Origin of the sequence: Pseudomonas brassicacearum (assembly GCF_009601685.2) — a bacterium.
GTDB lineage: Bacteria > Pseudomonadota > Gammaproteobacteria > Pseudomonadales > Pseudomonadaceae > Aquipseudomonas > Aquipseudomonas kilonensis_B.
Window position 1 is genome coordinate 5,068,711 of sequence record NZ_CP045701.2, and the last position, 25,204, is coordinate 5,093,914.

At 61.5% G+C, this 25,204-nt stretch carries 26 protein-coding genes; 18 read left to right on the top strand and 8 right to left on the bottom strand.

What is annotated here, in order from left to right:
- Positions 1-121: 121 nt before the first annotated feature.
- Both GFU70_RS21840 and GFU70_RS21845 read left to right on the top strand, forming a co-directional pair.
- Entirely contained in the window at positions 122-1,249 is a 1,128-nt protein-coding gene (locus tag GFU70_RS21840) for a glycerophosphodiester phosphodiesterase (RefSeq protein WP_153388807.1), read from the top strand.
- 122 nt (positions 1,250-1,371) lie between these two features.
- Complete coding sequence (locus GFU70_RS21845; RefSeq protein WP_018604552.1) at positions 1,372-1,677, top strand: PepSY domain-containing protein; 306 nt, start codon at positions 1,372-1,374, stop codon at positions 1,675-1,677.
- Between the two features lie 78 nt (positions 1,678-1,755).
- On the opposite strand, the gene GFU70_RS21850 is transcribed toward GFU70_RS21845, so the two are convergent.
- Complete coding sequence (locus GFU70_RS21850) at positions 1,756-3,381, bottom strand: methyl-accepting chemotaxis protein (RefSeq protein WP_058543439.1); 1,626 nt, start codon at positions 3,379-3,381, stop codon at positions 1,756-1,758.
- A 259-nt stretch (positions 3,382-3,640) separates the two neighbouring features.
- Between GFU70_RS21850 and GFU70_RS21855 the strand changes: the two genes are divergently transcribed.
- From GFU70_RS21855 to GFU70_RS21870, 4 genes are all read left to right on the top strand, one after another.
- Positions 3,641-4,663: a transporter gene (locus GFU70_RS21855; RefSeq protein ID WP_058543438.1), complete on the top strand. Its 1,023-nt coding sequence runs from the start codon at positions 3,641-3,643 to the stop codon at positions 4,661-4,663.
- 142 nt (positions 4,664-4,805) lie between these two features.
- The gene (locus tag GFU70_RS21860) at positions 4,806-4,949 is read left to right on the top strand and encodes a hypothetical protein (protein WP_165826009.1); all 144 of its coding nucleotides are present in this window, start codon (positions 4,806-4,808) and stop codon (positions 4,947-4,949) included.
- Between the two features lie 37 nt (positions 4,950-4,986).
- Entirely contained in the window at positions 4,987-5,217 is a 231-nt protein-coding gene (locus tag GFU70_RS21865) for a hypothetical protein (RefSeq protein WP_081264498.1), read from the top strand.
- A 101-nt stretch (positions 5,218-5,318) separates the two neighbouring features.
- Complete coding sequence (locus tag GFU70_RS21870; RefSeq protein ID WP_057452474.1) at positions 5,319-6,518, top strand: MFS transporter; 1,200 nt, start codon at positions 5,319-5,321, stop codon at positions 6,516-6,518.
- Here GFU70_RS21870 and arfB read toward each other — a convergent pair.
- Positions 6,515-6,928: an alternative ribosome rescue aminoacyl-tRNA hydrolase ArfB gene (gene arfB / locus GFU70_RS21875; protein WP_013694088.1), complete on the bottom strand. Its 414-nt coding sequence runs from the start codon at positions 6,926-6,928 to the stop codon at positions 6,515-6,517. The genes GFU70_RS21870 and arfB overlap by 4 nt on opposite strands.
- Before the next feature lie 186 nt (positions 6,929-7,114).
- A complete protein-coding gene (locus GFU70_RS21880; protein ID WP_116641453.1) occupies positions 7,115-8,533 on the bottom strand; it encodes an amino acid permease in 1,419 nt (472 codons plus the stop codon).
- A 938-nt stretch (positions 8,534-9,471) separates the two neighbouring features.
- On the opposite strand from GFU70_RS21880, the gene GFU70_RS21885 reads away from it, so the two are divergent.
- Positions 9,472-9,609, top strand: a complete 138-nt coding sequence (locus GFU70_RS21885) for a hypothetical protein (RefSeq protein WP_003178782.1) — start codon at positions 9,472-9,474, stop codon at positions 9,607-9,609.
- Between the two features lie 92 nt (positions 9,610-9,701).
- Entirely contained in the window at positions 9,702-10,667 is a 966-nt protein-coding gene (locus tag GFU70_RS21890) for a hypothetical protein (protein WP_058543435.1), read from the top strand.
- A 217-nt stretch (positions 10,668-10,884) separates the two neighbouring features.
- On the opposite strand, the gene rluB is transcribed toward GFU70_RS21890, so the two are convergent.
- The 5 genes from rluB to GFU70_RS21915 form a co-directional block, all read right to left on the bottom strand.
- Entirely contained in the window at positions 10,885-12,120 is a 1,236-nt protein-coding gene (gene rluB / locus GFU70_RS21895) for a 23S rRNA pseudouridine(2605) synthase RluB (RefSeq protein WP_058543434.1), read from the bottom strand.
- 202 nt (positions 12,121-12,322) lie between these two features.
- Positions 12,323-13,276, bottom strand: coding sequence for an SMC-Scp complex subunit ScpB (gene scpB / locus GFU70_RS21900; RefSeq protein ID WP_058543433.1), 954 nt, complete (start codon positions 13,274-13,276; stop codon positions 12,323-12,325).
- Positions 13,277-13,287: 11 nt separating this feature from the next.
- Positions 13,288-13,986, bottom strand: a complete 699-nt coding sequence (locus GFU70_RS21905; RefSeq protein ID WP_165826070.1) for a segregation and condensation protein A — start codon at positions 13,984-13,986, stop codon at positions 13,288-13,290.
- A 132-nt stretch (positions 13,987-14,118) separates the two neighbouring features.
- Positions 14,119-14,748, bottom strand: a complete 630-nt coding sequence (locus GFU70_RS21910; RefSeq protein WP_053124883.1) for an L-threonylcarbamoyladenylate synthase — start codon at positions 14,746-14,748, stop codon at positions 14,119-14,121.
- 13 nt (positions 14,749-14,761) lie between these two features.
- A complete protein-coding gene (locus GFU70_RS21915) occupies positions 14,762-15,625 on the bottom strand; it encodes a PHP domain-containing protein (protein WP_058543431.1) in 864 nt (287 codons plus the stop codon).
- Between the two features lie 87 nt (positions 15,626-15,712).
- On the opposite strand from GFU70_RS21915, the gene GFU70_RS21920 reads away from it, so the two are divergent.
- From GFU70_RS21920 to GFU70_RS21965, 10 genes are all read left to right on the top strand, one after another.
- Complete coding sequence (locus tag GFU70_RS21920; protein WP_058543430.1) at positions 15,713-16,309, top strand: septation protein A; 597 nt, start codon at positions 15,713-15,715, stop codon at positions 16,307-16,309.
- Position 16,310: 1 nt separating this feature from the next.
- A complete protein-coding gene (locus tag GFU70_RS21925) occupies positions 16,311-16,610 on the top strand; it encodes a YciI family protein (protein ID WP_058543429.1) in 300 nt (99 codons plus the stop codon).
- Between the two features lie 107 nt (positions 16,611-16,717).
- Positions 16,718-17,128, top strand: a complete 411-nt coding sequence (locus GFU70_RS21930; RefSeq protein WP_058543428.1) for a hypothetical protein — start codon at positions 16,718-16,720, stop codon at positions 17,126-17,128.
- A gap of 7 nt (positions 17,129-17,135) precedes the next feature.
- Positions 17,136-17,813, top strand: coding sequence for a response regulator transcription factor (locus tag GFU70_RS21935; RefSeq protein ID WP_058543427.1), 678 nt, complete (start codon positions 17,136-17,138; stop codon positions 17,811-17,813).
- Between the two features lie 253 nt (positions 17,814-18,066).
- Positions 18,067-18,504 carry a Spy/CpxP family protein refolding chaperone gene (locus GFU70_RS21940; RefSeq protein ID WP_058543426.1) on the top strand — a complete coding sequence of 146 codons (438 nt, stop codon included), beginning with the start codon at positions 18,067-18,069 and terminating at the stop codon, positions 18,502-18,504.
- A 65-nt stretch (positions 18,505-18,569) separates the two neighbouring features.
- Positions 18,570-19,910: a sensor histidine kinase gene (locus GFU70_RS21945; protein ID WP_116641452.1), complete on the top strand. Its 1,341-nt coding sequence runs from the start codon at positions 18,570-18,572 to the stop codon at positions 19,908-19,910.
- Between the two features lie 366 nt (positions 19,911-20,276).
- Positions 20,277-21,704, top strand: coding sequence for a di-heme oxidoredictase family protein (locus GFU70_RS21950; RefSeq protein ID WP_116641451.1), 1,428 nt, complete (start codon positions 20,277-20,279; stop codon positions 21,702-21,704).
- Between the two features lie 28 nt (positions 21,705-21,732).
- Complete coding sequence (locus GFU70_RS21955) at positions 21,733-22,797, top strand: imelysin family protein (RefSeq protein ID WP_058542351.1); 1,065 nt, start codon at positions 21,733-21,735, stop codon at positions 22,795-22,797.
- Positions 22,798-22,799: 2 nt separating this feature from the next.
- Positions 22,800-23,897 carry a DUF1513 domain-containing protein gene (locus GFU70_RS21960; RefSeq protein ID WP_064107036.1) on the top strand — a complete coding sequence of 366 codons (1,098 nt, stop codon included), beginning with the start codon at positions 22,800-22,802 and terminating at the stop codon, positions 23,895-23,897.
- A gap of 155 nt (positions 23,898-24,052) precedes the next feature.
- On the top strand, positions 24,053-25,201 hold the full coding sequence (locus GFU70_RS21965; RefSeq protein WP_058544492.1) for an efflux RND transporter periplasmic adaptor subunit: 1,149 nt from the start codon (positions 24,053-24,055) through the stop codon (positions 25,199-25,201).
- Positions 25,202-25,204: the final 3 nt, after the last annotated feature.

Consider the following 25,204-nt stretch of genomic DNA (forward strand, 5'->3'; position numbering starts at 1 on the left):
GCCTGGAAATGCGTGGGAAAAATCTTCTTTGCACAAGTTTATGTCGGTATGGCGATAGCGCCGACAGCGTTCAGTTGTTAAAAGATAGGTTTTTGCATACACCTACGAAAGGATTTCGAGCATGCCTGTCACCTTCACCCGCACCGCCTTGATGCTGAGCCTGTTGCTCGGCTTCGGCCAGACCCAAGCGTCCGAGCCCCCTAGCCCCAAGGCCCTGGCGGCCCTCCAGGGGATTCCGCACCCCGCCGTGATCGCCCATCGCGGCGCCTCGTTCGACGCGCCGGAATCCACCGCTGCCGCCTACAAGCTGGCCCGCGACCTGGGCGCCGACTACCTGGAACTGGACCTGCAACGCAGCAAGGACGGTGTGTTGTTCGTCCTGCATGACGACAGCCTGCTGCGCACCACGGACGTCGCGGTCAAGTTCCCCGAGCGCAAGGACAGTACCGCCAACGAATTCACCATGGCGGAGCTCAAAACCCTCGATGCTGGCAGTTGGTTCAACACCGCTTACCCGGACCGCGCGCGCCCTTCGTTCACAGGCTTGAAAATCCTGACCCTCGACGAAGTGATCAACATTGCCGAAGGCAACCCGCTGCATAAACCGGGGCTGTACATCGAAACCAAGGAGCCGAAGCTGTTCCCCGGTATCGAACGCGACCTGAAGGACAAATTGCAGGACCGCGGTTGGCTGAGCCCCGCCGGGTCCAAACTGGCCAAGCGCGCCACCGGTGTTGGCCAGGGCAAGGGCAAAGTGGTCTTGCAGACCTTTGAAAAGAGCAGTCTCGAACTGCTGCACAAAGAGATGCCGAAGGTGCCGAAAATCCTGCTGTTGTGGGTGGGCGAAGGCAACATCGAGCCCAAGTCCAAGGTGCCTTTTGCCGAGTCCGGCGAAACGGACAAAGCCGCCTATTACGCCAAGCAGGAACCCAAGGACAAGGCTGAATTCGAAAAATGGATTCAGTACGCCAAGGCCCAGGGCGCCATCGGCACCGGTCCTTCGGCGATGTTGACCCATGGCGGCAGCCAGAGTTATTCGGACCTGGTGCAGCCGTGGATGAACCAGTACACCCATGACCAAGGTCTGCTGGTGCATGTCTACACTGTGGATGAGCCGGTGGACTTCAAGAAAGTGATGGATGCCGGCGTGGATGGCATTTTCACCAACCGTGCCAGTGAGTTGCTCAAGTACTTCAAGCGTCCCGAAACAGGCAGTGTGGCGCAACTATTGGAGGAGAACGGTTACTGAGGAATCAGGGCCGGAGCGGTGCAGTCGCTGCAAGTTTTCCGAATTAAGGGTGAATTAAGTTGCCACAGATAATCTGAGCCCACTTAAACGACTCACCCTTAACGACACCCAGGAAAGAACTTATGAAAACGTTGACTGCCTTGTTTACCGCTGCTGCCCTGACCCTGACTGCCGGCCTGGCCCAGGCGGATGTTCGCGTCGATCAGATTCCTCAATTGGTCAAGGAAGGCAAGATCAAGTCCCTTGAATCGATGAACGAAGAAGCCCTGAAGTTGCACCCGGGCGCCACCATCACCGACACTGACCTGGATAACCACTTCAACGGTTATGAATATGAAGTCGAATTGAAAACCGCCGACGGCAAAGAGTTCGATGTTGATTTCGATGCCACGACCGGCAAAGTCTTGAGCAACAAGCAAGACACCTGATGCATTAATAAAAAGAGCCGCGCAACCTTAGGGTTGCGCGGCTCTTTTGCGTTTATCCATCACTGTCGCGAACGACCGTCAGGCACTCAACCGCGCCGTCACTTCATTCAACTGCCCCGACAAGCCATGCAGATCCCGACTGGCGGCTTCGGTGCGCTGCACATTGTCCAGGTTAGTGCTGGCAATACAGGTGATTTCAGTCAGGTTGCGGGAAATGTCTTCGGCCACGGAAGTCTGCTCTTCGGCTGCGGTGGCGATCTGGCGGTTCATGTCGCGAATCGCTTCGACAGCCTGGGTGATGCGTTCGAGCATCACACCGGCCTGGGTCACTTGCTCCACACTTTCTTCGCTGCGCGACTGCCCGCTCTCAATGGCTTGAGCGGCGTCCACCGCCCCCGTTTGTACAGTCTGGATAATCTGGTTGATCTCGATGATAGACGAGGCCGTGCGTTGTGCCAGGCTGCGTACCTCATCGGCGACCACCGCGAAACCGCGACCCGCCTCCCCGGCCCGCGCGGCTTCGATGGCAGCATTGAGGGCCAGCAGGTTGGTCTGTTCGGCGATCCCGCGGATCACCTCCAACACCTTGCCGATGCGCCCGCTGTCGGTTTCCAACTGACGGATGACCGTGGCCGTGTTGGCGATCTCGCCGCGCATCCGGGTGATGGTGTGGATGGTCCCCTGCATGACCTTCTCGCCCTGTTGCGCCGATTGATCGGCGTCATCGGCTGCCCGCGCCGCGTCGGCGGCATGACGGGCCACTTCCTGGGCCGTGGCGGACATTTCGTTCATCGCCGTCGCCACCTGATCGGTGCGTTCGAATTGCTCGCTGGTGCCCTGGCTCATCAGGCTGGCGATGGCATTGAGCTCACCGCTGGCACTGTCCAGCTCCGTGGCACTGCGTTGCAGGCGAGTAAAGGTTTCGGCCAGGAAATCGCGCAATGTGTTGGCCGCTACTGCCAGGTTGCCCAGCTCGTCCTGACGGTTGCTCGTCACACGTTCGGCGAAACGCCCATGACTGAGTCGGGTCACGTAGTCGATCAGGTTACGGATCGGTTGAACCAGGTTGCGATTGACCAGCCACAGGCTGAACAGTCCGATCAGTACGCCCGACACCAGCATGATCACGGTGCCCAGCATAATCGTGCGATCGGCGCTGGCGCTGATCAGCGTCGATTGCTCGGTGCCCAGCTTGCGCAGTTCTACCACCAGCGTACTCATTTGCTCACTGGCCGCGCGGTCCACGCCCTTGACCGCCGCATCGCCCGCCGCCGCATCGCCACCGGAGGCGACAAATGCGTCACGGCCCTTTTGGTAGGCAGCGCCCAACTGATGATGCTCATCGCGCAGGGCCTCGATGCGCGTCTTGATTGCCGCCGGCACACCCTCACGCCCGCTCAATTGGCCAAGGATGTCTTGGACATCACGCTGACGCTCCTCGAACTGCTTCCAGTATTTATCCAGGTCCGCCGGCTGCTTGCCGCGCAGCAGGACGTTTTTCCATTCCTGCACCTGCACCTTGAACTGCAGGTTGGCCTCATCGATCAACTGCGAAGCACGCAACGGTCCATCGATCAGGTTGCGATAGCTCTGGACACCATTGGAAAGGAAATGAAAGGACGCCAAGGCGATCAGCAACATCGCCAGCAAGCTGCCGCTCAACAGAGCGAGAATCTGGGCTCGAAGGGATTTTTGTAGAATCATGGGGAGCAATCTCTAAGCAAGGAGAACAGGAACGACGTCCCGACCTCCATGTCCGCAACACACCGCGTCGCAACCCGAATACGGGGGGGATATGCACATACCATCGGCCTGTCTGGGGCATTCTTGAGCCTTGGCGACCGCCGGTAGCACCCGCTTGGCGGCGTGAAGGGAACTGTCACAAAACCATCAAGAAAGCTTGCGAAGATGACGTTCAAGTGAACCTGTAGCCGCGACAGGCACTTCCCGCCAGCGAGATTTCATGAACCACAGCATCGATCAAAGCCACCGCGATCCGGATCTGTTCGGCCTGCTTTATGGTTTTCGTTTCAACCCCGGCGAGCGCGGCCAGGAGATCGATTCGGCCCAGGCCTTACGGAGCCTGCAACACCCGCAAGACACGGATGAGTTCCTCTGGCTGCACCTGAACCTGGCCCACGCGGCGTGCGAGCGCTGGATGAAAAGTCACCTGGCCCTACCCCAGGAGTTTTTCGAAGCCTTGCACGAAGGCTCGCGCTCGACCCGCATCGAGCATGTCGACTCGGCGTTGCTGGCCGTGGTGAACGATGTCGTGTTCAACCTCAGCAACCTGGTGTCCTCGGATGTCTCCACCTTATGGGTTTGCGTGCACAGTCGATTGATTGTCAGCGCGCGCCTGCAACCTTTGCACTCGGTCGACAAGCTGCGCTCGTCGGTGAAGGCCGGCGAGTGCTTTCGCTCGCCAGTGGAATTACTCGTGCACTTGCTGCGCGACCAAGGCGAAGTGCTGACCCAGATCGTGCGCAAGACCAGCCTGAGCGTCGATCAGGTCGAAGATCAGTTGCTGTCCTCGCGGCTGTCCACCAACCGCGCCGAGCTGGGCAGCAACCGCCGGGTACTGGTGCGCCTGCAGCGCTTGCTGGCCTTGGAGCCGGGCTCATTGCTACGCCTGCTCAACCGCCCGCCGCAATGGTTGCAGAAAGAAGATGTCAAGGAACTGCGCAAATCCACCGAGGAATTCGCCCTGATCATCAACGACCTCACCGCGTTGAGCGAACGGATCAAACTGCTCCAGGAAGAAATCGCCGCCAACCTCAACGAACAAAGCAACCGCACCCTGTTCACCCTGACGGTGGTCACGGTATTGGCGTTGCCCATCAACATCATTGCCGGTTTCTTTGGCATGAACGTCGGTGGCGTGCCGCTGGCCAGCGATCCCGAGGGCTTCTGGATCCTGGTGGCGCTGGTCGCCACCTTCACGTTGATTGCTGGCCGCTGGGCATTTCGCAAGCGAGGCGACTATTGAACATGACCTGTCCAGACAACCCCTTTTGTCGGCACAGTGGGATTTAAAAGTCTTTTTGTCATTTCTCCTGAGGTATCCTGCCCAGGCTTTTTAAAAGCGCGGATCTACCAGATCTATCCACAGACTTTGCGAGGAGCGCGATATGCACGAGATCCCTAATCTCCCCTTCCCAAGCCTGCACGACACTGAGCAGACGACCACGCTACAAGCCGGGGGCCAATCCGACGCCCAGCAACCCGAGCCCAAAGAAGCTACTGAACGCCGCCAGGCCGACAGCGAAGACTGATTGACCCGCACCACCAGACCGTGTGGAAAGCGCTAAGATGCGCTTTCCACACTGCCTGAATCCCGAGCCCTCCATGACCGATGACACCCCTCCCTTCAGCGAAGCCCAGGCCAGCGTGCTGATCGGCACTGCCGAAAAAATGGTCGAGATCTGGACCCGCCTTCCTGCCGAGAAACAAGCGGCCCTGCTGGCGCGCTTTGGCAGCGAAGAAAACGCCATCGCCGCGCTGGTGACCACACGCCTGGTCAGCGATCAGAACGACAGCTGAGCCACCATTGGGCAAATAGTTTTACTTTTCCCCGCCCTGGGCCCACGGTCGCCGTTATCATAAGCAGCCTATCTATCCTGCTGCTCCGTGGACCTCTTCCCATGTCAGATTCCCAGCGCCCCCTGGCGGTCACGCTGCAAGTCGTTTCCATCGTCCTGTTCACCTTCATCGGCTACCTCAATATCGGCATTCCCCTGGCCGTGCTGCCCGGGTTCGTCCACGGCGAACTGGGCTTCGGCGCAGTGATCGCCGGGTTGGTGATCAGCGTGCAATACCTGGCCACCCTGCTCAGTCGTCCTTACGCAGGGCGAATCATCGATAACCTGGGGAGCAAGCGCGCGGTGATGTTCGGCCTCGCCGGCTGCGGCCTGAGCGGCGTGTTCATGCTGGTGTCTGCCTGGACACCGCACCTGCCAACGTTCAGTCTGATCAGCCTGCTGATCGGTCGCCTGGTGCTCGGCAGCGCGGAAAGCCTGGTGGGCTCCGGTTCGATTGGCTGGGGCATTGGCCGGGTCGGCGCGGCGAATACCGCCAAGGTGATTTCCTGGAACGGTATCGCCAGTTACGGCGCGCTGGCGATTGGCGCGCCGCTGGGGGTGTGGCTGGTCAATGCGCTAGGGCTGTGGAGCATGGGCGTGAGCATTATCTTGCTCGGTTTGCTGGGGTTGGCATTGGCCTGGCGCAAAACCGCCGCGCCCATCGTCACTGGCGAACGCCTGCCATTCATGCACGTGCTGGGGCGCGTGCTGCCACACGGCTGCGGCCTGGCGCTGGGCTCCATCGGGTTTGGCACCATCGCGACCTTCATCACCCTGTACTACGCCACGCAGCACTGGGATAACGCGGTGCTGTGCCTGAGCCTGTTCGGCGCCAGCTTCATCGGAGCGCGCCTGCTGTTCGGCAACCTGATCAACCGTCTGGGCGGCTTTCGTGTGGCGATTGCTTGCCTGTCGGTGGAAACCCTGGGGCTGTTGCTGCTGTGGCTTGCACCGGATGCCCATTGGGCCCTGGCGGGCGCGGCGTTGAGCGGTTTCGGCTTCTCTCTGGTGTTTCCGGCGCTGGGCGTGGAAGCGGTCAACCTGGTGCCGGCCTCCAGCCGCGGGGCGGCGGTGGGCGCTTATTCGCTGTTCATTGATTTGTCGCTGGGGATCACCGGACCGCTGGCCGGTGCGATTGCCGCGGGTTTCGGCTTTGCCTCGATCTTTCTGTTCGCCGCACTGGCGGCCCTGGGCGGGTTGGCATTGAGCGTCTACCTGTACCGACAGGCGCCGAGGCATCGCCAGGAACGGGAGAAAGGCTAGAAGTCCACCTTGCCGCGCCCGGCCTTGATCGAGCCACGCTTGGTCTTGGATTCCAGGCGACGCTTTTTCGAACCCAGGGTCGGCTTGGTCGGGCGGCGCTTCTTTTCGACCTTGGTGGCGCTGAGGATCAGTTCGGTCAGGCGCTCCAGGGCATCGGCGCGGTTCTGTTCCTGCGTGCGGTATTGCTGGGCCTTGATGATCAATACACCGTCGCTGGTAATGCGACTGTCGCGCAGGGCCAGCAGCCGCTCCTTGTAGAACTCGGGCAGCGACGAGGCCGGAATATCGAAGCGCAAATGCACGGCACTGGAGACCTTGTTGACGTTCTGCCCACCGGCCCCCTGGGCGCGGATGGCCGTCAGCTCGATCTCGGCGTCCGGGATGTGCACGGTGTTGGAAATCGCCAGCATGGAAAGTGTCCGGTATCAGGACCCACAGGATAACCGAAACCGCTGGGATGAGGCTTGTGAGAGCCTGACCTATGGAGACGTCTGTGGGAGCAAGGCTTGCTCCCACAGACCGTGTTCACACAGGTTTTGTACCTTCTTGAACGACAAACCCGGCACTTGGCCGGGTTTGTTGTATTTCAGGCTTGCTTACTTGGTGGCAGCCGCCACAGCCAATTCATGCCGGGCACTGCGCTTGTTCTTGATCCAATAGCACACAGCCATGAACACCACCCACACCGGAATCGCATAGACCGATATCTGGATGCCGGGAATCAACAACATCACGCCCAGGATGAACACCACGAACGCCAGGCAGATGTAGTTGCCGTACGGGTACCACAGCGCCTTGAACAGCGGCGTCTGGCGGGTCTGGTTCATGTGCTGGCGGAACTTGAAGTGCGAGTAGCTGATCATCGCCCAGTTGATCACCAGGGTCGCGACCACCAGCGACATCAGCAACTCCAGCGCATGCTGCGGGACCAGGTAGTTCAACAATACCGCCACCAGCGTGACCGCCGCCGACGCAAGGATCGAACGCACCGGCACGCCGCGCTTGTCGATCTTGGACAAGGCCTTGGGCGCATCGCCCTGCTCGGCCATGCCCAGCAACATGCGGCTGTTGCAGTAGGTGCCACTGTTGTACACCGACAGCGCGGCGGTCAGCACCACGAAGTTGAGGATATGCGCCGCGGTGTTGCTGCCCAGCATCGAGAACACCTGCACGAACGGGCTGCCGCTGTAGGCATCGCCGGAAGCGTTGAGCGTGGTCAGCAGGCTGTCCCAAGGGGTCAGGGACAACAGCACCACGAGCGCGCCGATGTAGAAAATCAGGATCCGGTAGATCACCTGGTTGATGGCCTTGGGGATCACGGTTTTCGGTTTGTCAGCCTCGGCGGCGGTGAAACCGAGCATTTCCAGGCCACCGAAGGAAAACATGATGATCGCCATGGCCATCACCAGGCCACTCACGCCGTTGGGGAAGAATCCACCGTGGGCCCACAGGTTCGTCACCGAAGCTTGCGGACCACCATTGCCGCTGACCAGCAGATAGCTGCCCAGGGCAATCATGCCGACAATCGCCACGACCTTGATGATCGCGAACCAGAACTCGGCCTCGCCGAAGACTTTGACGTTGGCCAGGTTGATGGCGTTGATCAGCACGAAAAACGCTGCCGCCGAAACCCAGGTCGGGATGTCCGGCGCCCAGTAGTGGATGTACTTGCCAACCGCAGTCAGCTCGGACATGCCCACCAGGATGTAGAGAATCCAGCAGTTCCAACCCGACAGGAAGCCGGCGAAACCGCCCCAGTACTTATGGGCAAAGTGGCTGAACGAACCGGCCACCGGCTCTTCGACGATCATTTCGCCCAACTGGCGCATGATCATGAAGGCGATGAAGCCGCAGATGGCATAGCCCAGGATCATCGACGGGCCAGCTGATTTCAGCACCCCCGCCGAGCCAAGGAACAGGCCGGTGCCGATCGCGCCACCGAGGGCGATCAGTTGAATGTGGCGATTTTTCAGGCCGCGTTTCAGCTCGCCCGAATGCGAGTTTTGTCCACTCATGAAAAGGGTCTCACGCAAGGTTTGATGATGTTCGTTAGACGTTGCCGCTCGAATCGGATCTCAAGCAGCGCCGATCAAACCCCAGCGCAGGCACCAGGAATTCAGCGTTTTTACAACGGTCATGCGTCACCTGTTTGTTTTTATCTGTGACGAAATCGAACCCGACACGCTTGTGGCGTGGCGGAGTGAACAAGGCGGATAACCTTGAAAGTGCGTGGGTACGCGAAGGGTCACAGTAAAACGCGGCGCATTGTACACCGCTGCCCCCCTGCTGCCAGACACCACCGGATCAGCGTGCCCTTTGCCGGGATTGCCTGTGTCCGCCCAGACCATGCGCGGCGGCTGCAAAAATATGTCCAGGCCCTTGCGAGCCCTCGATGGGTGTAGCGCGAAAAACGCCACGACGGGGGGAATGGAACTGAGCTGCGGCGTTCATTGCGCCTCCTTTTTGTTATTCACCTGCACGACAGGCATGGGGCGCATCTCACCCTTCTGGTCGATTGGAAACAAGCGGGGCAGAGCCTTGGAAAGCCCGCCTGGGCAGGCTTCGCGGAAGCTTTTCCTTACATCCCGGAGGAACCGGGTTTGCGGCCATCTCGACGGGCATTTTTCGTCAGCATTTCTTTACAAGCCGTAACGCAGAGTTGCCATGCAGCCATCTTTTGCGGATTGACTGCAAATTGACGGTAGGTAGCTACCTATTTAAAAAAACACCCAGGCGGCTGTTTTTGAATGGGTAATGGTGTCGCTGAAAATGGAACAAAAAGTTCAAACAAAAAAAACAAAATTATTTTTTTGCAATCCAAAAAACCCTCGACTAGGTTTTCATCGACTTGCCAAGGCATCGTGCCGACAAGTTCTGCGGTGCCGTCGCCGGCCTGTTTGCATTCGCCGAATCGAGCCGCAACTTTCCGTAAAAGTCATCTAGGAGATTCACTATGCAAGCACTGGACAAAGACTTGGAAACCGAACTGCAACTGGACGAATGGTTTGAAGCCCCAACCCATGAAGCCGCCGTTGAAATGATGCAGGCCGACGCCGTCGTTCCATTCGGCACGGCGATGTGGCCTCTGTAGGCACTGCCCGGCGGAGGCGATCCGGCCGGTCGACTCCGCCACTCATGCCGGTTGTCAGGGACGTTTAATGAACTTGTCAGGGAAGAATAAGCATGGACACACAACGAGCCATCTCACATTTCCTTTACTACCTCGAACACCATCCCGCCCTGGCCGGCATCCAGCCCGCCAAGGTGTTGCTCGGCCATACCGCTGACTACGAAGCGCTGACCGGCGCCATTGCCGAACAGGCGGGCAGCGGCTCGCCCTTCCGGTTCAGCGCCATGCGCCTGGACCTTGAACCCACGGAACGCCTGTCCAAGGCCATTGCCGACAGCGATCTGTATATTTTCTTCTACGACTCTTCCACCCTGCCCAACCCGCGCCCCGACGGCCCGGACTTTGTCCGCGCACTGCAAGGCGTGATGGCTGACAACTGGAAGAAATCGCTGCTGTTCAAGGACTACGGCGACTACTTCTACGACACCTTCAGCGTGATTCCCCAGCGTATCGCCGGGCTCAACAGTCACCTGATCCGGCGCATGTCCCAGGCGACGACCCTGAGTTACCAGGATGACCATGGTTCATATTTCGACACCGCCCTGGGCAGCGTGAAGAAATGGACCGACATCAACGGCCTCGGCAACTACGACCTGGCCCCCGGTGAAATCGCCACCCACAGCGACACCATCAATGGCCGGGTGAATTTCGTCGGCACCTTCCTGAGCACCATCCCGTTCGCGCGCAAATACGGCGTGCTGCAATCGCCGCTGGAACTGTGGATCGAAGACTCTACCATCCAGAAAATCGCCACCGACGTGCCGGGCCTGGAACACGATTTCAACAAATACCTGGACGCCAACCCGTCCAACCGCCGCATCGAGGAACTGGGGATTGGCACCAACGAAGGGGTCAAGAGCCTGTACGCCCGCAATGCCGGTTTCGAGGAGCGCCATTGCGGCCTGCACCTGGGGCTCGGCGGCGGGGCCAAGGGCAGCCATCACCTGGATCTGATTTTCGAGAAAGGGGTGTTGGCGCTGGATAATGAGCCGATGTTCGATGGGCGGTTTGTGCTTTAGGGGCAACCTGAGGGGAGGTGGTGAGCCTGCTGGCCTCTTCGCGAGCAAGCCCGCTCCCACACTGGATCGCCAGTGATCACAAATGCTATGCCCACTGAAGGTCGAATGTGGGAGCGGGCTTGCTCGCGAAGGCGGACTCACCTGCGCCCCATCACTAAAGCCAGCTCAAAAAAAAACGCCAACCCGAAGGTTGGCGTTTTTCATGGGCGGCTGCCGATCACTCCGGCTTGCGACGCCCAAACCCCGGACGCTGACCCGAACCTGCCGGTGCACCACGGCGTTTACCCGATGGCGCATCGCGATCGGCCAGGACGATACCCGGGCGCTTTTTCGGCGCAGGCTTGGCCGGACGCTTGGTGTCGACCGGACGATCGGCGACTGGCGTACCGCGGCCAGCCGGAGCACCGCGCCCTTCACCCCGTTCAGTCCGACCGTTGGCCGGACGCGGCGAGCGTGGACCACGCTCGCCGTCCTGACGCGGGGCAGGCTTGCGGGCCGGGCGTTCGCCTTCGATCTGCGGCTCGCGCGAAGGGCGCGGACCAATCGGCGCGCCTTCGGCAGCCGGACGCAGCGTACGCACGCGCTCGGTCTTGCCCATCGGGCGCGAGGATTTACGCTGCATCCGCTCCAGCTTGTCCTTGCTCTTGGCGGTCATCTGCGGCATTGCCACCGGCTTGAGGCCCACTTCGGCCGCCAGGATGTCGACTTCGTACTGGCTCATTTCGCGCCAGCGGCCCATCGGCAGGTCGGAATTGAGAAACACCGGGCCGAAACGCACACGCTTGAGGCGGCTGACCACCAGCCCCTGGGATTCCCACAGGCGACGTACTTCCCGGTTACGGCCTTCCATCACCACGCAGTGGTACCAGTGGTTGAAGCCTTCGCCACCCGGTGCCTGCTTGATGTCGGTGAAACGCGCCGGGCCGTCTTCCAGCACAACGCCGGCCTTGAGACGCTCGATCATCTCGTCGTCGACTTCGCCACGCACACGCACGGCGTATTCGCGGTCCATTTCGTAGGACGGGTGCATCAAGCGGTTGGCCAGTTCACCGTCGGTGGTGAACATCAGCAAACCGGTGGTGTTGATGTCCAGGCGACCGATGTTGATCCAGCGGCCTTCTTTGGGGCGCGGCATCTTGTCGAACACGGTCGGACGGCCTTCCGGGTCGTCACGGGTGCAGATCTCGCCGTCGGGCTTGTTGTACATGATCACGCGGCGCACGGTTTCGGCGGCCTCTTCGCGCTTGATCACCTTGCCATCGATGGTGATGGCATCGTGCATGTCGACACGCAGGCCCAAGGTGGCATCTTTGCCGTTGACCTTGATTCGGCCCTGGGTGATCCAGGCTTCTACATCGCGGCGCGAACCGACGCCGATACGGGCGAGGACTTTTTGCAGCTTCTCGCCTGCTGGGCCGATTTCCTGGCTGTCGTTCTGGTCTTGGTCTTTCATTCTGGGCACCTCCCGGTGTGGTCGAGCCAGGCTTGGCCTGACGCTTTGAAAACGGGTCTTCGACGAAGGGATCGCCAAAGGGTCGCGAATCATACGCTCGTTGAGGCGATTGCGCATCAGAGACTAGCTGATCAACCAGCGCCCGACACTTTTTCCGCCGACCGGTGGCGCCCATCTACTTAATGTGAGCGCGGTGTATCAATCAATCGTCGAACTGGCGCCGTTCGTTCTCGATCGCTTCGGCCAAGGCCCGGGCTTCGGCTTCTTCGTCGCTCAGTTCGGGTTCCGGCGGCTGGAGGGCGGCGACAGCGGCCAGCAGTTTTTCCCGGGCTTGGGCAACACCAAGGATGTCCTCTTCCGGCTCAGGCTCAGGCTCAGGCTCGGGTTCCGACTCGCTGTCGGGCTCCGGCAACTCATCCGTCTCGCTGTCAGGCTCCGGCCCCTCACGCAGCAGGTCGTCGAAATCGGTCTTCAAGCCCTCCTCCATGGTGTCCAGCTCCAGCAACAAAGAGTGGAAGCTGGTCTCTTCCTTCGGCTCCTCCGGCTCGGCACTGGCGTCGGCCAGCTCCTGCAGGCCCTGGGGCACCGGGGCGTCGTCGAACTCCAGCATCGGTTCGGGTTCCAGCTCCCGCAGTTCGGCCAGCGGCGGCAGGTCGTCCAGGTTCTTGAGGTTGAAGTGATCGAGAAAGGCCTTGGTGGTGGCGAACATCGCCGGTTTGCCCGGCACATCGCGATAGCCGACGACGCGGATCCACTCACGCTCCAACAGCGTCTTGACGATATGACTGTTGACCGCCACGCCCCGCACATCCTCGATCTCGCCGCGGGTGATCGGTTGGCGATAGGCAATCAACGCCATGGTTTCGAGCATGGCGCGGGAGTAGCGCTGCGGCCGCTCCTCCCACAGGCGCCCGACCCATGGCGCGAACTTCTCGCGGATCTGCAGGCGATAACCGGACGCCACTTCCTTGAGCTCGAAAGCCCGCCCCTCGCAGGATTTGCCCAAGAGTGTCAGGGCTTTCTTGAACACGGCCGGCTCAGGCCGCTCGCCTTCTTCGAAGAGTTCGAACAGGCGCTCCATCGATTGCGGCTTTCCCGAGGCCAACAGGAAAGCTTCAAGCAAGGGGGCCAGCTCGCGGGGTTCAGTCAGATTCATTGATTTGCTCGTTATTCGGCTCGTGCCCGCACGTGGATCGCTGCGAACGGCTCATTCTGCACCAGCTCGACCAAGGATTCCTTAACCAATTCCAGGACCGCCATAAACGTCACGACGACCCCCAAGCGCCCTTCCTCGGCGGTGAACAGCTCGACGAACGGCACGAAACCGCCGCCCTTGAGCCGCTCCAGCACATCGCTCATGCGCTCGCGGGTGGACAGCGCTTCGCGGCTGACCTGGTGACTTTCAAACATATCGCCCCGGCGCAGAACCTCGGCCATGGACATCAGCAACTCTTCCAGGCTCACATCCGGCAGCAACTTGCGCGCCCGCGCCTCGGGGGCATCGAGCTTGGGCACCACCACGTCGCGCCCGACCCGGTTCAAGCCATCGAGGCCTTCGGCTGCGACCTTGAAGCGCTCGTACTCCTGCAAGCGGCGGATCAGCTCGGCCCGCGGGTCGTCTTCTTCCGCTTCGACCTCAGCCGAGCGCGGCAGCAGCATCCGCGATTTGATCTCGGCCAGCATGGCCGCCATCACCAGGTACTCGGCCGCCAGCTCCAGGCGCACCGACTGCATCAACTCGACATAGCCCATGTACTGGCGAGTGATTTCCGCCACGGGGATGTCGAGGATGTTGATGTTCTGTTTGCGGATCAGGTACAGCAGCAGGTCAAGCGGGCCCTCGAAGGCTTCGAGGAACACTTCCAGCGCATCTGGCGGAATGTACAGGTCCAGGGGCATTTCCATGACCGCCTGGCCATAGACCATGGCGAACGGCAGCTCCTGCTGCGCGCCGGCCTGGCTGTCTGCGCTGTCCACGGCGGTTTCCGCGGCGGACATTCAGGCCTCGACCATGAACGGCGTCGGATCGCCACAACCAACACGCACCACCTGGGGCTCGCCATCGGCCAGGTTGATCACCGTAGACGCCGACATGCCGCCAAAACCGCCGTCGATGATCAGGTCCACCTGATGCTCGAGGATCTGGCGCATCTCATAGGGATCGGTCAGCGGCTCGGTCTCGCCGGGCATGATCAGCGTCACGCTCATCAGCGGCTCACCCAGTTCTGCCAGCAGCGCCAGGGCAATGGGATGGCTTGGCACCCGCAGGCCGATGGTGCGTTTTTTCGGGTGCAGCAACAGCCGTGGGACTTCCCGCGTGGCATTGAGAATGAAGGTGTACGGCCCCGGCAAATGCGCCTTGAGCAGGCGGAAGGTGCCGGTGTCGATCTTGGCGAACAGGCCCAACTGCGACAGGTCGCTGCAGATGAGCGCGAAGTTGTGCTTGTCGTCCAGTTGACGCAGGCGTCTTACCCGCTCCACGGCATTCTTGTCGCCGATCTGGCAACCAATGGCGTAGGACGAGTCGGTGGGATAGACCACCACGCCACCGCCACGAATGATTTCCACGGCCTGTTTGATCAGGCGCGCTTGCGGGTTTTCCGGATGAATCTGGAAAAATTGACTCACGTGTTCTACCTGTTCAGACGGCGGCGGTAACGGGATCATGTTTGAATCTACACCATAGTGGTGGCAGATCTTCCGGCAACGGGCGGTATTCGCCGATCTCGGACCAGCCCCCAGGGCCATGGAAATCACTGCCGGCGGTGACCAGCAGACCGAACTCACGGGCCAGGATCGCCAGGCTGCCGACCTGCTCGGCCGGCTGATGGCCATTGACCACCTCGATGGCGTGGCCCCCTGCTTGAATATAGTCGGCGACCAGGCGGCGGCGCTTGCTGCGGGTGAAGTCATAGTGCCACGGATGCGCCAGGCTGACCCAGGCACCAGCGGCCCGCAAGGTTTCGACAGTTTCTTCCAGCGTCGGCCAATGCTGCTTGACGTCCCCCAGCTTGCCGGCCCCCAGCCATTTGCGAAACGCTTCGGCGCGGTCCTTGACGAACCCTTCGCGCACCATCCAGTCGGCAAAGTGTGGCCGGGCCGGTGCGTTGCCGCTGTCGCCCAGCGCCTGCTGGAGCTGCCGGGCGCCGTCCAGTGCACCGGGCATGCCCTTGAGGGCCAGCTTGCGGCTGATCTCCTCGGAGCGTAGCCAGCGACCATCGCGCAGGTCGGCGATGGCCCGGACCAGCGCCGGGGCATTCACATCAAAACCGTAGCCCAGTACGTGGATGGTTGCCCCACCCCAGGTACAGGACAACTCGACCCCGTTGACCAGCTGCATGCCCAGCGCCGTGGCGGCACTGCGGGCCTCGTCGAGGCCTTCAAGGGTGTCGTGATCGGTCAGGGCCAGGACTCGCACGCCGTGCTCGAACGCCCGCGCCACCAGAACCGCAGGCGCCAGGGCGCCATCGGAGGCCGTGCTATGGCAGTGCAAATCAACATTCACGAGAGTTTGTTACCTCAAATCAGCTGGCCCTATCGCGGCCAAGGATGTTTGTTATTATGCCGCCACATCCTGCTTCTGGCTGCCACTGTGAAACAATTCATCGACTTCATCCCGCTCCTGCTGTTTTTCATCGTCTACAAACTTGATCCCCGGGCCGTCGACATCGCCGGTCATTCCTTGACTGTAGGCGGTATTTACAGCGCCACGGCAGTGCTGATCATCAGTTCCCTGGTGGTCTACGGCGCGCTGTTCGTGTCCCAGCGCAAGCTCGAGAAGAGCCAGTGGCTGACCCTGATCGCCTGCCTCGTGTTCGGCAGCCTGACCCTGGCGTTCCACAGCGAAACCTTCCTCAAATGGAAGGCCCCGGTGGTCAACTGGCTGTTCGCCCTGGCCTTCATCGGCAGCCACTTCGTCGGTGACCGCCTGCTGATCAAGCGCATCATGGGCCATGCCGTGAGCCTGCCGGACCTGATCTGGACTCGCCTGAACATCGCCTGGATCGCTTTTTTCCTGTTCTGCGGCGCTGCCAACCTGTTCGTTGCGTTCACGTTCCAGGCCTACTGGGTCGACTTCAAGGTCTTCGGTAGCCTGGGCATGACGCTGTTGTTCCTGATTGGCCAGGGTATCTACCTGTCCCGTCATCTGCATGATGCCGACCCCACCACGCCAAAAACCGAGGACTGACATGCTCTACGCAATCATTGCTACCGACGTCGCCAACTCCCTGGAAACACGCCAGGCCGCTCGTCCCGCGCACCTGGAGCGCCTGCAAAAACTCCAGGCCGAAGGCCGCGTAGTGCTGGCCGGCCCGCATCCGGCGGTGGACAGCAATGATCCGGGCGCCGCGGGTTTCAGTGGCAGCCTGATGGTGGTCGAATTCGACTCCCTGGCCGCTGCACAAGCCTGGGCCGAGGCCGACCCGTTCGTTAAGGCCGGCGTCTATGCCAGCGTCGTGGTCAAGCCATTCAAGCAAGTCATGCCGTAAATCCCCCGGGCGCGATGAGCCTTCGCGGCTCATTGCGTTCAGTTGCTCATTATTCTCGTTTGCCTGCCGATAACCTGTCTAATCTCGATTGGAATTCAGGAGTTGCAATGCGCAAAGGTCCGTTGTGCCTGTTATTGGTCACGTTGGCGATCGGGGCACCCGCCCATGGCGAGGAGAGCACCGAGGGCAATCATTCGACGCCTTTGTCCCTGAGTGCCGGCGGCCAGATCGCCGAACTGCAGCAACGCTTGAAAGACAGCGAACGCCAGCGCGAAGAACTGAGCAAGCAATTGCAAAGCGCCGGCAACGAACGCGAGAGCGCCTTGCTGGCCCGGTTGCGCCAGGAAAACCAGCGCCTGAAGCTGCAACTCAAGGAAGCCCAGGCAAGCCCCCTGCCGCGCCTGTTGACCGATCAACAGCAATGGTTTGTCATCGGTGCCGGGGTAGCGCTATTGGCCCTGCTCTGCGGTATCTTTGCCAGCGGTGGACGTAGACAACGTCGGCAATGGCTAAATTGAGTGAGTCATGAGCGAGCTGTTACTGATAGACGATGACCAGGAGCTGTGCGAGCTCCTCGTAAGCTGGTTAAGCCAGGAAGGTTTTCAGGTCCGTGCCTGTCACGATGGCCAAAGTGCCCGCAGGGCCCTGGCCGAAACCGCGCCGGCGGCCGTGGTACTGGACGTGATGCTGCCCGACGGCAGTGGCCTGGAGCTGCTCAAGCAATTGCGTAGCGATCACCCGGAGCTGCCGGTGCTGATGCTGTCGGCCCGGGGTGAACCGCTGGACCGGATCCTCGGCCTGGAACTGGGCGCCGATGACTACCTGGCCAAGCCCTGCGACCCACGAGAACTGACCGCCCGCCTGCGCGCCGTGCTGCGCCGCAGCCACCCGACGGCCGTGTCCAGCCAGATCGAACTGGGTGACCTGACCTTCAGCCCGGTGCGTGGCGTGGTCAGCATCGATGAACAGGAACAGGCCCTCACCGTTTCCGAAAGCCGCCTGCTCGAAGCGTTGCTCAAGCAGCCGGGCGAGCCGCTGGACAAGCAGGAACTGGCGCAGATCGCCCTGGGCCGCAAGCTGACCCTGTACGACCGCAGCCTCGACATGCACGTGAGTAACCTGCGCAAGAAAATCGGCCCCCACCCCGACGGCCGCCCGCGCATCGTGGCGCTGCGTAGCCGGGGTTACTACTACAGCCTTTAGGGCACTACGCCGCTGGGCTGTGGGAGCAAAGCTTGCTCGCGATGCAGGCGCCTGGGTTCCCTTGGAGACCGCGTTATCTTCATCGCGGGCAAGCCTTGCTCCCACAGGGCTGTGTGTCCGGCCCTGCAGATTTGTCAGGTCCGCACCAAAACGTCTTTACCCAAGCTTTACCCACCCCTGACCGCCGCTGACCTTGATCTCCGTAATCTGTACTCATCCGGAACTGACCGGGAATGAGACAAGGAGACACACCATGCGCAAGACCCTTATCGCTCTGATGTTCGCTGCCGCCCTGCCGACCGTCGCCATGGCCATGCCTGGAGACGCCGGCCCGATGGGTCCGATGGACGGCCCGCGCCACGGCGGCATGATGCATGACAAAGGCCCGTACAGCGAACTGGACCTGAGCCGCGAACAACGCCAGCAGATTCGCCGGATCATGGGCGAACAGCGCCACGAACAACGCGAACTGGTAGACAAGTACCTGGCCAAGCTGTCGCCAGCCGACCAGAAAGCCATGCAGGACGAAATGCAAGCCCGGCATCAGAAGATCGATGCCCAGATTCGCGGCCTGTTGAAGCCTGAGCAACAGAAAGAGTTCGACGCGATCCAGAAGAAACAGGCCGAGCGTCGCGCCGAGTGGGCTGAGTTCAAGGCCTGGAAAGCGCAACAGCCGCAAAAAGCGCAATAATGCACTGAAGCCCCCAGCCCAACGGCAAGTCGCCGTTGGGCTTTCTTTGTTTTCGAGGATTTACCGTGCGTTCATTGTTCTGGCGCATCCTGGCCAGTTTCTGGCTGGCCATCGCCCTGGTTGCAGGGCTTTCACTCTTGATGGGCCACATGCTCAATCAGGACGCTTGGATCCTCAGTCGCCACCCAGGCCTCAACACCCTGCCCGAAGAGTGGACACAAACCTACGAAAGCCAGGGTGAGGATGCCGCCCAGGACATCCTGCAACAGCGCAAGCGCCAGTATCACGTCGACGTCCAAGTGTTCAATGGAAGCGGCGACCCGGTGGTGCGCGGCACCTTCCCACATCGCGCCGCAGCCTTCGAGGCTAGGCAGAACAACAACGAGCGACGCCTGCCCTGGCGGCGGCTGACCGACGAATTCACCAGTGCAAAAACCGGTGACACGTATCTGTTCATCTACCGCATCCCCCATCCCGAACTCGACGCCTGGCACCGCGACAGCCTGCTCTGGCCCATCAGTGCGCTAGGGATCGCGCTGGTGGTGCTGACATTGTTCAGCCTGTTGGTGACGCTTTCCATCACCCGCCCGCTGAGTCGCCTGCGCGGCGCAGTGCATGACCTGGGCCAGGCCGCCTATCAGCAGAACAGTCTCGCCAAGCTGGCCAACCGGCGGGATGAGTTCGGCGTACTGGCCACTGACTTCAACCGCATGGGCGCGCGCCTGCAAAGCTTGATCGCCAGCCAGCGACAACTGCTGCGCGACGTGTCCCATGAACTGCGCTCGCCCCTGGCCCGGCTGCGCATTGCCCTGGCATTGGCCGAACGGGCCAGCCCCGAGGAGCGTGAAAGGCTCTGGCCGCGCCTGACCCGCGAATGCGATCGCCTGGAAGCGCTGATCAGTGAAATCCTGGTGTTGGCCCGGGTCGATGCCGACAACGCCAGCGCCGAAGAGGTGGAACTCAACGGCTTGCTGGTCACCCTGCAAAAAGATGCGCAACTGGCCTCACCGGAACAAACCGTGCAGCTCGAAACCGAGGCGGACCTGACCCTCAAGGGCTGGCCGACCATGATCGAGCGCGCGGTGGACAACCTGCTGCGCAACGCCCAGCGCTTCAATCCGGCCGGGCAATCGATCGAGATGCGCGCGGCGCGCCAGGGCGAACGGATCCTGATCAGTGTGCGCGACCATGGGCCAGGTGTTGCGGCCGAACACCTGGGGCAATTGGGCGAACCGTTCTACCGCGCACCCGGCCAGACCGCCGCCGGTCACGGCCTGGGCCTGGCCATCGCACGCCGTGCCGCCGAACGCCATGGCGGCACCCTGGTGCTGGGCAATCATCCCGACGGCGGGTTCATCGCGACGCTGGAGTTGCCGTTGGTGCCGGGGGCTGTCGTCCAGCCTTAAGGCACCACACTGTAGGAGCTGCCGAAGGCTGCGATCTTTTGATCTTGATCTTGATCTTGATCTTGATCTTGATCTTGATCTTGATCTTGATCTTGATCTTGATCTTCTGATCTTCTGATCTTTCACTCCAGATTCAATTGTCTGGGGCAAGATCGCAGCCTCGTTGCACTCGTCAGCTCCTACACAGCTCCTACACATCTCCTACACATCTCCTACACCGCTCCTACACCGCTGCGACACAGCCCTTCCTACGCAGTGTCAGAATCATGCAGCCTCCTTCAAACCAAACGATAATTCCTCTTATTCAAACTGCCCCGCCCTGTTAGACTTTGCGCCCTCGTTTTCACTCATCTCCCAGGACGCCCGATGCCGTCGTTGCCTCTTCGTTTATGTGCGCTGTTCATGGCCCTGGGCTTGAGCGCCTGCGATGATGCCCCGCGTTTTACCCAGGCCGAACCGGGTGAAGCCCGTTCCGGTGGCGCCGCGACGGTACGCAAGACGGATCAGAACGCCTTTTCCCTGCCCTCGGCCAACCTGCCGCCCTCGCGCCGTGTGGATTTCAGCGTCGGCAACAGTTTCTTCCGCAGCCCTTGGGTGATCGCCCCCGCGACCACCACCGCCCGCGACGGCCTCGGGCCCTTGTTCAATACCAACGCCTGCCAGAACTGCCATATCAAGGACGGTCGCGGCCACCCGCCAGCACCGGACGCGCCCACCGCAGTATCGATGCTGGTACGCCTGTCGATCCCCGACGCGCCGCCTTACGCCAAGGTCATCGAACAACTGGGGGTGGTGCCGGAACCGGTTTACGGCGGGCAGTTGCAAGACATGTCCGTGCCCGGCGTCGCCCCCGAAGGCAAAGTGCGGGTCGATTACACGAAGGTTCCGGTGCGCTTCAAGGACGGCACCGTCGTGGAACTGCGCAAGCCGGATTTGCAGATCACCCAACTGGCCTATGGGCCGATGCACCCGGACACGCGTTTTTCCGCCCGCGTCGCCCCGCCGATGATCGGCCTTGGGCTGCTGGAGGCCATCCCTGACGAGGCCATCCTGGCAAACGCCGAAGCCCAGGCCCGGGAGAAAAACGGCATCGCCGGGCGTCCCAACCAGGTTTGGGACGATGTCCAGCAAAAAACCGTCCTTGGACGGTTTGGCTGGAAGGCCGGACAGCCCAACCTCAACCAACAGAACGTCCACGCGTTCTCTGGAGACATGGGCCTGACGACAAGCCTGCGGCCCTTCGACGATTGCACCCAGACCCAGGTCGACTGCAAGCGCGCGCCCAGCGGCAATGGCCCGGACGGCGAACCGGAAGTCAGCGACAACATCCTGCGACTGGTGCTGTTCTATAGCCGCAACCTCGCCGTACCGGCCCGGCGCGAGGTGAGTTCACCCCAGGTACTGGCGGGCAAGAATCTGTTCTTCCAGGCCGGTTGCCAGTCCTGCCACACACCGAAATACACCACCTCCGCCAACGCCGCCGAACCGGAGTTGGCGAACCAGGTCATCCGCCCTTACACCGACCTGCTGTTGCACGACATGGGCGAAGGCCTGGCGGACAACCGCAGCGAATTCAAGGCCAGCGGCCGTGACTGGCGAACCCCGCCACTGTGGGGCATCGGCCTGACCGAAACCGTCAACGGCCACACCCAGTTCCTGCATGACGGCCGGGCCCGCAACCTGCTCGAAGCCGTGCTGTGGCATGGCGGCGAGGCACAAGCGGCGCAGCGCCAGGTTTTAGCGTTCAATGCCGAGCAGCGCACTGCGTTGCTGGCCTTTCTGAATTCCCTTTAAACGCCTTTTCCAGAAGTGGGAGCACGACATGTTCCGTCCCAAGCTGTTGTTCACCAGCCTCGCCGCCATCGCCCTAGGCGCCTGCTCGCCCCAGGACCCGCAAGCGGTCACCTCGGCCGCCATCGCCAAGCAAGTGATCCTGCCGACCTACAGCCGCTGGGTCGATGCCGACCGGCAACTGGCGACCAGCGCCCTGGCGTTCTGCCAAGGCAAGGAAAACCTGGAAACCGCCCGCGCCGATTTCCTCAAGGCGCAAAAAGCCTGGGCCGAGCTGCAACCGCTGCTGATCGGTCCGCTGGCCGAGGGCAACCGCGCCTGGCAGGTGCAGTTCTGGCCGGACAAGAAAAACCTGGTGGGCCGTCAGGTCGAGCAATTGGTCAACAGCCAGCCACAGATCGACGCCGCTGGCCTGGCCAAGTCCAGTGTCGTGGTCCAGGGCCTCTCGGCCTATGAATACCTGCTGTTCGACGCCAAGATCGACATGGCCGACAGCACGCAAAAAGCCAAGTACTGCCCGCTGCTCACCGCCATCGGCGAACGCCAGAAACAACTGGCCGAAGATATCCTGTCGCGCTGGAACACCAACGACGGCATGCTCGCCCAGATGAGCAAGTTCCCCAACCAGCGCTACGCCGATTCCCACGAGGCCATCGCCGATCTGCTGCGGGTCCAGGTCACCGCCCTGGATACGCTGAAGAAAAAACTCGGCACACCGATGGGCCGCCAGAGCAAAGGCGTGCCACAGCCGTTCCAGGCCGATGCCTGGCGCAGCCAGTCGTCGTTGCAGGGCCTGGAGGCCAGCCTGAGCGCAGCGAAAACCGTCTGGGCAGGCGTGGACAACAAGGGTCTGCGCGGCCTGTTGCCAAGCGACCAGAAGCCACTGGCCGACAAGATCGATGCCGCCTACGATGCCTCCTTGAAGTTGTTCGCCAGCAGCCAGCGTTCGCTGATCGAAATGCTCAACGATGACGCCGGGCGCCAGCAACTCAACGATTTGTATGACAGCCTCAACGTCGTCCATCGCCTGCACGAGGGCGAACTGGCCAAGGCGTTGGGCATTCAACTGGGCTTCAATGCCAACGACGGTGACTGATCATGTTTCGACGTCAGGTCCTGGCACTGGGCAGCTTGCTGCTCGGCGTCGTCACCCTGGGCGGCTGGACGCTGTTCAAGCAAAAGGACAAGAGTCCGCTCCTGCTTTCGGCACGGGACGATGGCGACGGCAAGCACTACGCCGTCGGCTATCGACTGGACGGCACCCGGGTGTTCGCCACCCAGGTCGGCCAGCGTTGCCATGACATCATCAATCACCCGACGCAGCCGATTGCGCTGTTCGTTGCCCGTCGTCCAGGCACCGAAAGCTACCTGATCGACCTGCGCGACGGGACGCTGCTGCAAACCATCACCTCGTTGCCGAACCGGCATTTCTATGGCCACGCGGTGATCCACAAAAGCGGCGAATGGCTGTATGCCACCGAGAACGACACCACCGACCCTGGACGCGGCCTGTTGGGCGTGTACCGTTTCGAAGGCGAGCGACTGGTGCACAGCGGCGAGATGTCCACCCATGGCATCGGTCCGCACCAGGTGTCATGGATGCCCGATGGCGAAACGCTGGTGGTGGCCAATGGCGGCATTCGCACCGAGGCCGAAAGCCGGGTCGAAATGAACCTCGACGCCATGGAGCCGAGCCTGGTGCTGATGCAACGCGATGGCACCCTGCTGAGCAAGGAAACCCTCGCCCAATCGATGAACAGCGTGCGCCACCTGGGCATCGCCAGCGACGGCACCATCGTCTCCGGCCAGCAGTTCATGGGCGCTGCCCACGAGTCGTCGCAATTGCTGGCGATCAAGCGGCCGGGCCAGCCGTTCCAGGCGTTCCCGGTGCCCGAAGAGCAATTGCAGGCCATGGGGCACTACACCGCCAGCGTCGCCGTGCACAGCGACCTGCGCCTGGTGGCCCTGACCGCACCCCGTGGCAACCGCTTCTTTATCTGGGACCTGGACAGTGGCGAAGTACGCCTGGATGCGCCGCTGCCGGACTGTGCCGGTGTGGGCGCGGTGGCCGACGGGTTTGTCGTGACCTCGGGCCAAGGGCGTTGCCGATATTACGATTGCCGGCAGACACAACTGGTTGCAAAACCACTGGATCTGCCAGCAGGGCTCTGGGACAACCATTTGCATCTGGCCTGAGCCAGGGAGCGAAGCACCCTCGGTGCCGAGCTCCCTGTTTTTTCGGAAAAAACCCACGCACCAACCGCCTGCGAACATCTGGAATAGCCCGCACACTCAGGGTAATGTGCCCGCCTGTCTGTATTTTCTCTCGGCTCTTTCCAAGGAAGTGGAACATGCTGCGACGCCGCATGCTGATCATGTTGGGTGTTGTCCTGCTGGTGGTGCTGTTGCTCGCCGGCTACAAGGCCTTCTCCGTCTACCAGCAGATCCAGATGTTTTCTGCCCCCAAACCGCCGGTCAGCGTGGCCGTGGCTACGGTCGCCCAGCGACCCTGGCAAACCCGTCTGCCCACCGTTGGCAGCCTAAAGGCGCTGCAAGGGGTGGACCTGAGCCTGGAAATCGCCGGGACCGTGCAGAAGGTGCAGTTCCAGTCCGGGCAGAAGGTCAAGGCCGGCCAGCCGCTCCTGCAACTGGACAGTGACGTCGAAAGCGCCCTGTTGGAAACTGCCGAAGCCGACCTTGGCCTGGCGCAACTGGATTTCGGGCGCGGCCGACAACTGGTGGGCAGCCAGGCGATCTCCAAGGGCGAGTTCGACCGGCTCTCGGCGCAACTGAAGAAGAACCAGGCCACGGTCAACCAGCTCAAGGCTTCGCTGGCCAAAAAACAGATTCTGGCGCCATTCAGCGGCACCGTCGGCATTCGCCAGGTGGACGTTGGCGACTACCTGGCCAGCGGCACGGTGATCGCCACCCTGCAGGACCTCAGCAGCCTCTACGTAGACTTCTACGTCCCTGAGCAAAGCGTGCCCAGGCTCGCCGTTGCCCAGTCGGTCAACGTCAGTGTCTCGGCCTATCCCGGGCAAAACTTCGTCGCCACCATCAGCGCGATCAACCCCAAGGTGGAGGACAGCACCCGCAACGTCCTGGTACGTGCCACCCTGGCCAACCCCGACGACAAGCTGCTGCCCGGCATGTTCGCCAACCTGGAGGTGATCCTGCCGGATGTGGCCGCCGGAATCGTCGCGCCGGAAAGCGCCGTGACCTACACCCTCTACGGCAACTCGATGTACGTGGTGAGCCAGAAGAAAACCGCCGACGGCACTGTCGAGAAAAACGACAAGGGCCAGCCGGTGCTGATCGCTGAACGGCGTTTCGTAGAAACCGGCGAGCGACGCGACGGGCAGGTGCTGGTGACCAAAGGCGTGCAGAGCGGCGAGCAAGTCGTGATCGCCGGCCAGCTCAAGCTCGATAACGGTACGCCGATCGCCATCAGCGACGACAAGACCCTGACCGAACAGAACAGCCCGCCCCGCGCGGACTGATCA